The 9,403-nt window shown below is 41.2% G+C and carries 11 protein-coding genes; 6 read left to right on the top strand and 5 right to left on the bottom strand.

Features of this window, described 5'->3' with window-relative positions; translation table 11 throughout:
- Positions 1 to 534: 534 nt before the first annotated feature.
- The 5 genes from mutY to H7T97_RS09965 form a co-directional block, all read right to left on the bottom strand.
- On the bottom strand, positions 535 to 1,680 hold the full coding sequence (gene mutY, locus H7T97_RS09985; RefSeq protein ID WP_195423173.1) for an A/G-specific adenine glycosylase: 1,146 nt from the start codon (positions 1,678 to 1,680) through the stop codon (positions 535 to 537).
- Positions 1,681 to 1,772: 92 nt separating this feature from the next.
- Complete coding sequence (gene pta, locus H7T97_RS09980) at positions 1,773 to 2,747, bottom strand: phosphate acetyltransferase (RefSeq protein WP_195189840.1); 975 nt, start codon at positions 2,745 to 2,747, stop codon at positions 1,773 to 1,775.
- Positions 2,748 to 2,768: 21 nt separating this feature from the next.
- Positions 2,769 to 3,662, bottom strand: a complete 894-nt coding sequence (locus H7T97_RS09975; RefSeq protein WP_201090172.1) for an RluA family pseudouridine synthase — start codon at positions 3,660 to 3,662, stop codon at positions 2,769 to 2,771.
- Entirely contained in the window at positions 3,659 to 4,477 is an 819-nt protein-coding gene (locus H7T97_RS09970) for an NAD kinase (RefSeq protein WP_282184817.1), read from the bottom strand. Before H7T97_RS09970 ends, H7T97_RS09975 begins: the two co-directional genes overlap by 4 nt.
- Complete coding sequence (locus H7T97_RS09965; protein WP_023918039.1) at positions 4,461 to 5,132, bottom strand: GTP diphosphokinase; 672 nt, start codon at positions 5,130 to 5,132, stop codon at positions 4,461 to 4,463. Before H7T97_RS09965 ends, H7T97_RS09970 begins: the two co-directional genes overlap by 17 nt.
- Before the next feature lie 95 nt (positions 5,133 to 5,227).
- Between H7T97_RS09965 and H7T97_RS09960 the strand changes: the two genes are divergently transcribed.
- The 6 genes from H7T97_RS09960 (at position 5,228) to H7T97_RS09935 (ending at position 9,287) form a co-directional block, all read left to right on the top strand.
- The gene (locus tag H7T97_RS09960) at positions 5,228 to 5,785 is read left to right on the top strand and encodes a CYTH domain-containing protein (RefSeq protein WP_195423168.1); all 558 of its coding nucleotides are present in this window, start codon (positions 5,228 to 5,230) and stop codon (positions 5,783 to 5,785) included.
- Between the two features lie 72 nt (positions 5,786 to 5,857).
- Positions 5,858 to 6,814 (top strand): ribose-phosphate diphosphokinase, encoded by a 957-nt coding sequence (locus H7T97_RS09955; RefSeq protein ID WP_003007186.1) that lies wholly within the window; start codon positions 5,858 to 5,860, stop codon positions 6,812 to 6,814.
- A 9-nt stretch (positions 6,815 to 6,823) separates the two neighbouring features.
- Complete coding sequence (locus H7T97_RS09950) at positions 6,824 to 7,936, top strand: cysteine desulfurase family protein (protein WP_201090171.1); 1,113 nt, start codon at positions 6,824 to 6,826, stop codon at positions 7,934 to 7,936.
- Between the two features lie 9 nt (positions 7,937 to 7,945).
- Positions 7,946 to 8,293, top strand: a complete 348-nt coding sequence (locus H7T97_RS09945; RefSeq protein WP_009730974.1) for a DUF1831 domain-containing protein — start codon at positions 7,946 to 7,948, stop codon at positions 8,291 to 8,293.
- Position 8,294: 1 nt separating this feature from the next.
- Entirely contained in the window at positions 8,295 to 8,510 is a 216-nt protein-coding gene (locus H7T97_RS09940) for a DUF4649 family protein (protein WP_003007180.1), read from the top strand.
- 129 nt (positions 8,511 to 8,639) lie between these two features.
- On the top strand, positions 8,640 to 9,287 hold the full coding sequence (locus tag H7T97_RS09935; protein WP_049474902.1) for a redox-sensing transcriptional repressor Rex: 648 nt from the start codon (positions 8,640 to 8,642) through the stop codon (positions 9,285 to 9,287).
- The last annotated feature ends 116 nt before the right edge of the window (positions 9,288 to 9,403 follow it).

Genomic DNA, 9,403 nt, shown 5'->3' with positions numbered 1-9,403 from the left:
TTTTTAAAGTCAGTTGTATAGTTCATAACTGTATAGTACCTTATAAAATAAAAATAAAGAAAGAAACATATAGGCACAAAATTTAAATAAAGCAAATAACTGCATAAGAATAGAAATTGGTGTTTCTTTGATCTTCTTCTGTAATGCATTTTATATGTTTTCGTTATTTTATTGAATAAAGGAAACCTGCTTTTAAAACTTCCATAATATTTTGGCGAGGCGTGGTAACCAAGCCAGTGAAGTATTTTAAAATTTAACTCACGTGTTAACCAAAATAAATTGTAAAAAATAAATAAATAAATTAAGATAAAGCTGATTTTCACATGATTAGAATATAATTTGTAAATAATATAATAATATACGCCAGCCATAATATAATTAAAACAAGCTAATATAAAATAGAGAATACTAGCAAATATACTACGAGATCCAATAAAATTTTTATCTGAATAATCTGGTATATAATCCATATAACTTACATAATCCTATTCTATCTTCATAAACTTATGCTCTATATTAAATTAAAATGAACGTTCATTTATTAAATGCTTCCCAGATCTTTTGCTGGGGTTTGGCAAAAGGATAATTCGAAAATTCTTCTGGTGTTAACCAAACAGTCGATTCACTTGATTCTTGCTCTCCTTCTTTTACTAAACCGTAACGAAGTTGAACCTGCCACTTACGATGAGAAAAGACATGCTGGATGATAGGATAAGACCGGTTCTGCCAATCAATGGCCAAGTCATAGTCCTGTTCAAAGGAAAGTATTTCTGGGGTGTCTACTGCCTGCCCCTGCCCATCCAGTAGTGACAACTGGCCATGGTTCTCTGATAGACTATCCACTTCGATCAAAGGAAAATGCCAAAAACCAGACAAAAGCCCTTCTCGCTCATTTTTCTCCAGCAAGTAGCGCCCTTGACTATCCTTGATGATAAAGGCCGTTAAATATACTGGCACCGGTTTTTTCTTAGGAGCCTTGATTGGATAACGATCCATGGTTCCATGTTGATAGGCCGCGCTAAACTCTTTTACAGGACTCTCTTCAGGCCGTGGGTTGACTGGGGATTCAATATCTGATCCCAAATCCATCAAAGCCTGATTGAAATCACCAGGACGATCTGGATCAATCAAGATCTCCATCATGGCTTGGAAAATCTTGCGATTGGTCGGGACTCCAATATCGTAGTCCACCTCAAACAAGCGGGCTAGAACACGCATGACATTGCCATCCACAGCCGGCTCTGGCAAACCAAAAGCAATACTCGCAATGGCACCAGCAGTATAAGGCCCAATTCCCTTAAGTTTTGAAATAGCCTCATAGTTTGATGGAAACACACCACCGTGGTCTTCCATCATCTGCTGAGCAGCTTTCTGCATGTTGCGAACCCTTGAGTAATAGCCCAAGCCTTCCCATGCTTTTAAGAGCCTTTCTTCAGGAGCTTGAGCCAAATCAGCGACAGTTGGAAACCAGTCCAGAAAGCGCTCATAATAGGGAATAACCGTATCGACACGTGTCTGCTGTAGCATAATCTCTGAGATCCAGATTTTATAAGGATCCTGCGTCCTTCTCCAGGGGAGATCCCGTTTATTGGCATCATACCAGGCTAATAACTTTTCTCGGAAGGAAGCAATTTTTTCATCCTCCCACATGATAATCCCGTAATCTTTTAAATCTAACATATTCCTAGTATACCATAGAACGGCTTAGAGTTTACAAATTCTGATTTTAAAAAGAAAAAGGCTCAAGATCATCCTGAGCCTTTCAATCATTCTTATTGTTCTACTGCTTGTGCCGCTGTAATCAAGGTCAATTTGTACACGTCATCTGAATTACATCCACGAGAGAGGTCGTTCACTGGTTTGTTCAACCCTTGCAAGACAGGACCTACTGCTGCAAAGCCACCAAGACGTTCTGCCATCTTGTATCCAATGTTACCTGCCTCAATACCAGGGAAGATAAAGACATTAGCTTGTCCTGCCACCTTGCTTCCTGGAGCCTTCAAGGCTGCAGTTGCTGGGACAAAGGCTGCGTCAAATTGCAATTCCCCATCAATTTCAAGGTCTGGACGAAGTTCATGAGCAAGCTTAGTCGCTTCAACAACCTTATCAACACTTTCCCCAAAACCAGAGCCTTTGGTTGAATAGCTCAACATGGCAATTTTTGGATCAATGCCAAACATCTTAGCTGTGATAGCAGAGTTGATGGCGATTTCAGCTAAGCCTTCAGCATCTGGATTAATGTTGATGGCACAATCCCCGAACAAGTAGCGTTCGGATCCACGTACCATAAGGAAGGCACCAGAAGTCCGTTTGACATTTGGACGAGTTTTGATAATTTGAAGAGCTGGACGAACGGTTGCAGCTGTTGAGTGAATCGCACCTGATACCATCCCATCAACAATTCCCATGTGAACCAACATCACACCGAAATAGTTAACGTCGTCTTTCAAGACTTGACGCGCTTCTTCTTCTGTCATTTTGCCCTTACGACGTTCTACCAAGGAAGCTACCATCTCTTCAAAACCTGGATAAGAATGAGGATCAATAACTTCATATCCATCCAAAACCCCTTCAATTTCAAGGTAAATCCGAATTTTATCGGGATTACCAAGCAAGACAGGGGTTACTTCTGTCTCCTTCACAATGCGTTTTGTCGCTTGGAGAATACGAGGTTCTTCACCTTCTGGTAATACAATACGTGCATTCTTACCAACGAGGTTGGCTTTGAGATTTTCGAAAACTTCCATGAGTTTTACTCCTTTTAATAATTAATAACTGGTTTGAAGCTGTGTTAGAACAGCTTGGAAATCTGGAGGCAGTAGGCTTTCTATGACCAATTCTTCCTCTAGAAATGGATGATAATAGGATAGACGATGGCAATGGAGGGCCTGGCGCTCAATGCCATCTTCTAGACTTCCGCCATAGAGACCATCTCCCAAAAGCGGGAAACCAATGTGAGAAAAATGAACGCGGATCTGATGGGTTCGACCAGTGTGTAACTGGATATCCACTAGGTGAATATCACCAAAAGATTGAACAACCTGGTAGCTAGTATGAGCATACTTGCCTCCCTTTGCTACCTTTCGAGTAATGATCGACTCTTCATCACGCGCAATCGGGGCAATGATCTCTCCAGCACGATCTAACTGACCTTCTCCCTTAACCAAGGCATAATAGCGTTTCTGAATCGTTTTAGATTGCAATTGTTTGTCCAAGCGAGCATGGGCATAACCATGTTTGGCAAAGAGCATGACACCACTCGTATCCTTATCCAGGCGAGTGACAATGTGAACCTGCTGGTTCTCGTAGCCCTGCTTCACATAGTAGCCTTTTACAAAATTTGCTAAGGTATTGGAATGAATCGCACTTGGAATCGAGGCAATGCCAAAGGGTTTGTTTAAAACCAAAAAATGATCATCTTCAAACAAAATATCCAAAGGCCGATCCAGGGGTTTTAGGGTTTCGAACCCTTCTTCCGCTGGAATATCAATGACCAAGCGATCCCCAATATCCAACAAATAAATTGCATTCTCCGGACGTCCATTGACAAGGATCTGGCCACCACGAAACTTAATCTTTGCTAAGAGACCCTTAGAAACCTCGTGCTTTTTCAGGAAAGTCTTGACCTTGACATGCTCATCGACAATGAATTCAAATCTCATTCCCGATCATCTCCGATAAAGGCATCCTTGACCCGATTCCAGAAGCTGGTATGACTAGAACTAGCCACAAAATTGATCTTATGGTTGTCAATCTGGTACTCCACCTTTGCTATATTGCGATAGGAATAAGTTGAATTGTCAACAGAGATAATGTGGAAGCCAGGTCTCGTCGGTGTAATCTCAATCTTATCCTTTTTAGGGACAATAACAGAAGAACCCAAGGTACGATAAACACGGTTGTTGAGACTGGCAATTTCCGCAATCTGCAGCGCCTCAATTGTTGGGTGAAGGACTGCTCCTCCCAAGGATTTGTTGTAAGCCGTACTTCCTGTCGGAGTCGAAACAGTAATGCCGTCTCCTCTAAAGCGCTCAAAATCAACCCCATTGATGGTAAGATCGGCAACCATGGTCCGGTCGCTTCTCTTAATTGTCGCTTCGTTCAAGGCTCTCATGGTACGGGTTTCCCCATTGTCAAAAGTAATCTTGACATTCAAAATAGGGTAGGAAACCTTAGCTCCAGTATCATATTTTAAGTTCTCAACCAGCTTATCGATTTCACTGTCTAAGTAATCTGTATAAAATCCTAAGTGTCCGGTATGGACGCCAACAAAGCGAACTCGATCCAACTGGTGTTCATACTTGTGAAAGGCCGATAGCAACATCCCATCTCCACCAATGGAAATCACAATATCCGGATGCTTTTCCGTCAAAATAAAATTATTTTTTCGAAGCTTGTAGCGCAACTGCTGAAAAACCTCTTCACTTTGACGCTTGCGATTGCGAATAATGGATACTTTTTTACCTGTAGTCTTCATCTGTGTCATCACTATTTCCAACGCCATCATTTAACTTACGATGAAGTGGATCAAACAGGGCTTGAGCCTCCTGAATCGCATCCCGAATCGCTCCCATCTCTTCATCCAAGAGATAGGCCAGGTTTGCAGTCGTCTCTAAGCGTTTTTTGATCTCGTCTGGAAAGTCTCCTTTATATTTATAATTGAGCGAGTGTTCAATCGTTGCCCAAAAATTCATGGACAAGGTCCGAATTTGAATCTCTGCTAAGATTGTCTCATTACCATCAATGGTATCAACCGGATACTCTACCACAACGTGGTAACTCCGGTAACCACTTGATTTCTTGTGGCGGATGTAATCTCTCTCTTGGACCACGCGCATGTCCTGCCGTTGTCTCAAAACTTCTAGGATCTCTTCAACATCGTCTACGAACTGGACCATAATGCGAAGACCGGCAATATCCTGCATATCCTGCGCCAGATTTTCTTCAGAGATATTTCTTCGGATCATCTTTTCTCGGATGCTCTCGATCGGTTTGACACGGCCAGTGACAAACTCAATTGGAGAATGCTTTTGTTGCTTACGATATTGTTTACGAATCCCACGCAGTTTGATTTTTAATTCCCCAACTGCTTGGATATAAGGATCTAAGAAGTTTTCCCAATCAATTGCCATCCTACCACCTTGTAATCTGAACCATTTTTGTATACAATAAACACATCTCTTATTATATCATGAATCGCTTTCGAAAAAAAGCAAAGGACCACAAAATGAACCATTTAGAAATTGAATACAAAACCTTGCTAGACAAGGAGGAATACCAATCCCTCCTTCCACTTTTTGCTGATACAGAATTGGTTGTCCAAACCAACCACTATATCGATACACCCGACCAGCTCATCCGCAAGGAAAAAATGGCCTTGCGGGTGCGTACCTTCACAGATCAGGCGGAATTGACCCTCAAAGTTCCTGAAACAGTTGGCCATTTCGAGTACAATCAAAACCTCAGCCCAGAAGAAACTGACGCGATCCTTCAACACCAACAGTTTCCTGACGGAGAAATCAAAAACCTCTTGATCTCTAAAGAAATCCCCGTTGAGCATCTCGCTGTCTGGGGAAGCCTTACAACAGAACGCTTCGAAAAAGAAACAGCTGCAGGCTTGGTGGCACTAGACCACAGTCTCTATCTAGACACTGAAGATTATGAATTAGAAATCGAGGTCGAAACTGCTGAACAGGAAGAAAATTTCCATCAGTTCATCAAAGAGCATGGAATCGTCTACAAAGCAGCAAAAAATAAAATCGCCAGATTGGCTGAAAGATTGTAAAATAGCTGAAATTATCGCAAATTTTTGCTAAAATAGTGCTAAAATCAAAAATCTAAATGAGGTTGGAATCACATGTCAGATAAAAAAAATATGAAGCTCTTCTCTCTCAATTCAAATCCAGAGATTGCGCAAAAAATCGCGGATCATGCTGGGGTTCCACTTGGGAAAATTTCATCCCGTCAATTCTCAGATGGTGAAATCCAAGTCAATATTGAGGAAAGTGTTCGTGGATATGATATTTATATCATTCAATCAACCAGTTTCCCTGTCAACAATCACTTGATGGAACTCTTAATTATGGTGGATGCTTGCCAACGGGCCAGCGCAAATACTGTCAATGTGGTCATGCCTTACTTCGGTTATGCCCGCCAAGACCGGACTGCTGCTCCTCGCGAACCAATTACTGCTAAGCTTGTCGCAAATATGTTGGTCAAAGCTGGGGTGGATCGTGTCGTCACTCTGGATCTCCATGCAGTGCAAGTCCAAGGTTTCTTCGATATTGCCGTGGATAACCTCTTTACCATTCCTCTTTTTGCAGAACACTACATCAACAAAGGTCTAACAGGGCCTGATGTCGTAGTAGTCAGCCCTAAAAACTCTGGTGTCAAACGAGCTCGCAGTTTAGCGGAATATCTTGATGCACCGATTGCGATCATTGATTACGAACAAGATGATGCAAACCGTGATTATGGCTATATTATCGGGGATGTCAAAGATAAGAAAGCAATCTTGATTGACGATATCCTCAATACCGGTAAGACATTCTCAGAAGCTGCGAAAATCGTCGAACGCGAAGGTGCTACTGAAATTTATGCTGTTTCAAGCCACGGTTTATTTGTAAAAGGCGCTGTTGAATTATTAGACCAAGCTCCGATCAAAGAAATCTTAGTAACCGATTCTGTTGCTCCAAACGGACCAACTCCTAAAAATATTAACTATCTGACAGCTAGCGAACTGATCGCTGAAGCTATTGTTCGCATTCAAGAAAGAAAACCTGTTAGTCCTCTATTTGCCTACCACAAGAAATAAGGTCTTAATGTGATATATTTTGATAATGCCGCAACAACTCCCCTTCTACCTGAAGTCATTGATAAAATGTCTGAAACTATGAAGACCACTTTTGGAAATCCATCGAGCCTTCATGCTCATGGACGGATGGCTAGTAAACTTCTCCGGGAATCTCGCGAGCAGATTGCTCAGTCTCTCCATACTCTTCCAAATCGTATTTTCTTCACTTCAGGTGGATCAGAAAGTAATAATACCGTTATAAAAGGCTACTGCTTGAAACACCAAGCAGATGGCAAACACATCATTACGACCGCTTTGGAACACCATGCGGTTCTAGAACCCATCGAATACCTTGTAGAACGTTTCGGATTTGAAGTGACGATCGTCCAACCAAGAGATGGACGCATTCAGGCTAGTGATATCAAGGCTGCACTTAGACCGGATACCATTCTTGTCTCTACCATGTTTGCCAATAACGAGACAGGCGATCTTCTACCGATTAAAGAAATCGGAGAACTCTTAAAAGATCATCCAGCTGCCTTTCACGTTGATGCGGTTCAAGCAATTGGAAAGGTCCCTGTCTATCCCGAAGAGTTGGGAATTGATTTTCTCAGTGCTTCTGCCCACAAATTCCATGGACCAAAGGGCGTCGGCTTCCTTTATGCAGCCGCCCCAGATTTTGATAATCTCATCCATGGTGGGGATCAGGAAAGTAAGATGAGAGCCAGTACGGAAAATCTTATTTCTATTGTCGGGATGGCAATCGCGCTTCAGCAAGCTACACTATATCAAGAAGAAAATTTCAACCAGGTTCAAAAACTCGGCCAAGAACTAGTCAATGGTTTAGCAGCCTTCGACTACTACGTAAATGCGAATGAGGATCATCTTCCATTTGTTTGGAACCTTGGCTTTCCGGGTGTCCAAAATGACGTTTTACTGATGCGACTCGATCTTGCTGGAATTTCTGTCTCTACAGGTTCTGCTTGTACCGCTGGTACAGTTCAACCCAGCCATGTCCTTGAGGCGCTCTATGGAAAAGATAGCTCACGCCTAAAAGAATCCCTTCGAATTAGTTTTTCAGAACTCAATAGCGTAGAGGAGGTTCAAGACTTCCTCTCAAAACTTAAAGAAATTTTATCATAGGAGAACAATATGGCTTTTGAAACAAGTGTTTCATTGAAAGACTGCAAATATACCTATAGTCTACACCCAAATGTTAAAAAATATACCTTACGTGACAATACATTTGCTGTTACAAAAGTTGGAAATTACGAGTTAAATCGTTTGCTCGAAGCCGTTCCAAATAGCGGCGAAGGCTTCCTACTAAAAATCATTTTCAATAAAGATTTGACAGGTTTTAAGATCAATATTACAGACAAGTCTGGGCTTCGCCTGGTTAATATCTTTAAAAATCCAGAAAATGACATTATCCAACAAAAATTCTATTTCTTAATGGATAGTCTTGTCGAAAGAGAAATTTTCAACAAAACAGAGGCCTAATATGGTAACCCTAACTTATATCGATGCTTACCAAGTAGAACGAACGACTACTTATCCCAACCTTGCAGCCTGCATCCTAGCTTTTTCAGGCTGTGTAACCTTGCCTGACTCTTACTCAATCGTATCCATTGAATACAAGGGAGAAAAACTCCCCTATACAGGACGAGTCGATGGACTCTATGCTTTTTTGAAAAAGGTAGAGCAAGCTGAAAACTAAGCTGATGATGATGGAACTCTCCATCGCCATCAGCTTTTTCTTTAGACAAAAATATTTTTGAAAAAACACTCTAGATAGTTGATTTTTTCACAATCTTCCTATACAATAAGAGGGAAAGGTTGTGATATTGTGAAACATGATAAAAATACTCCAATTCCACGCGCAACAGCAAAACGCTTATCGCTCTACTACCGAATTTTTAAACGCTTTAACTCTGAAAAAATAGAGCGCGCTAATTCCAAGCAAATTGCTGATGCAATTGGGATTGACTCTGCTACCGTTCGCCGAGATTTTTCTTATTTTGGTGAATTAGGAAGACGTGGATTTGGTTATGACGTAAAAAAACTGATGAACTTCTTTGCCGATCTCTTAAATGACAATGCCATTACCAATGTCGCTATTGTGGGGATCGGAAATATGGGAAGTGCGCTCCTCAACTATCGCTTCCATGAACGCAATAAGATGAAAATTGTCATGGCTTTTGATGTAGATGATCATGAACTGATTAATACCAAAAGTAAGGATGGGATCCCCATTTATGGGATTTCTACGATCAAAGAGAATCTCAAAAAAGAAGGCATTCAAACAGCAATTTTAACTGTCCCAAGTATTAAAGCGCAGGAAGTTGCTAGTCTTTTAGTAGATGCCGGTGTCAAAGGAATTCTAAGCTTTTCTCCGGTCCATCTGACAGTTCCTAAAGACGTTGTTGTCCAATATGTCGATCTCACTAGTGAATTGCAAACACTCCTTTATTTCATGCGAAAAAACGAAGAATAAAGATTTATACATTAACAAGAAAAGAGGCTGGGACAAAAATCCTAGCCTCTCAATTATTTTTGGATTGTCGAGCAAGACGCAGTGGTTGAGTGGGCTCTACTACGCTGATTTCATCA

This window comes from Streptococcus parasanguinis (assembly GCF_016648925.1).
Classification (GTDB): domain Bacteria; phylum Bacillota; class Bacilli; order Lactobacillales; family Streptococcaceae; genus Streptococcus.
Note: the sequence above shows the minus strand (reverse complement) of the source record. Positions and strands in the feature narration are given on the sequence as shown.

Bases quoted from the DNA above. Each gene is read 5' to 3' on its own strand.
- mutY (WP_195423173.1), bottom strand. From the start codon at position 1,680: ATGTTAGATTTAAAAGATTACGGGATTATCATGTGGGAGGATGAAAAA.
- pta (WP_195189840.1), bottom strand. From the start codon at position 2,747: ATGGAAGTTTTCGAAAATCTCAAAGCCAACCTCGTTGGTAAGAATGCA.
- H7T97_RS09975 (WP_201090172.1), bottom strand. From the start codon at position 3,662: ATGAGATTTGAATTCATTGTCGATGAGCATGTCAAGGTCAAGACTTTC.
- H7T97_RS09970 (WP_282184817.1), bottom strand. From the start codon at position 4,477: ATGAAGACTACAGGTAAAAAAGTATCCATTATTCGCAATCGCAAGCGT.
- H7T97_RS09965 (WP_023918039.1), bottom strand. From the start codon at position 5,132: ATGGCAATTGATTGGGAAAACTTCTTAGATCCTTATATCCAAGCAGTT.
- H7T97_RS09960 (WP_195423168.1), top strand. From the start codon at position 5,228: ATGAACCATTTAGAAATTGAATACAAAACCTTGCTAGACAAGGAGGAA.
- H7T97_RS09955 (WP_003007186.1), top strand. From the start codon at position 5,858: ATGTCAGATAAAAAAAATATGAAGCTCTTCTCTCTCAATTCAAATCCA.
- H7T97_RS09945 (WP_009730974.1), top strand. From the start codon at position 7,946: ATGGCTTTTGAAACAAGTGTTTCATTGAAAGACTGCAAATATACCTAT.
- H7T97_RS09940 (WP_003007180.1), top strand. From the start codon at position 8,295: ATGGTAACCCTAACTTATATCGATGCTTACCAAGTAGAACGAACGACT.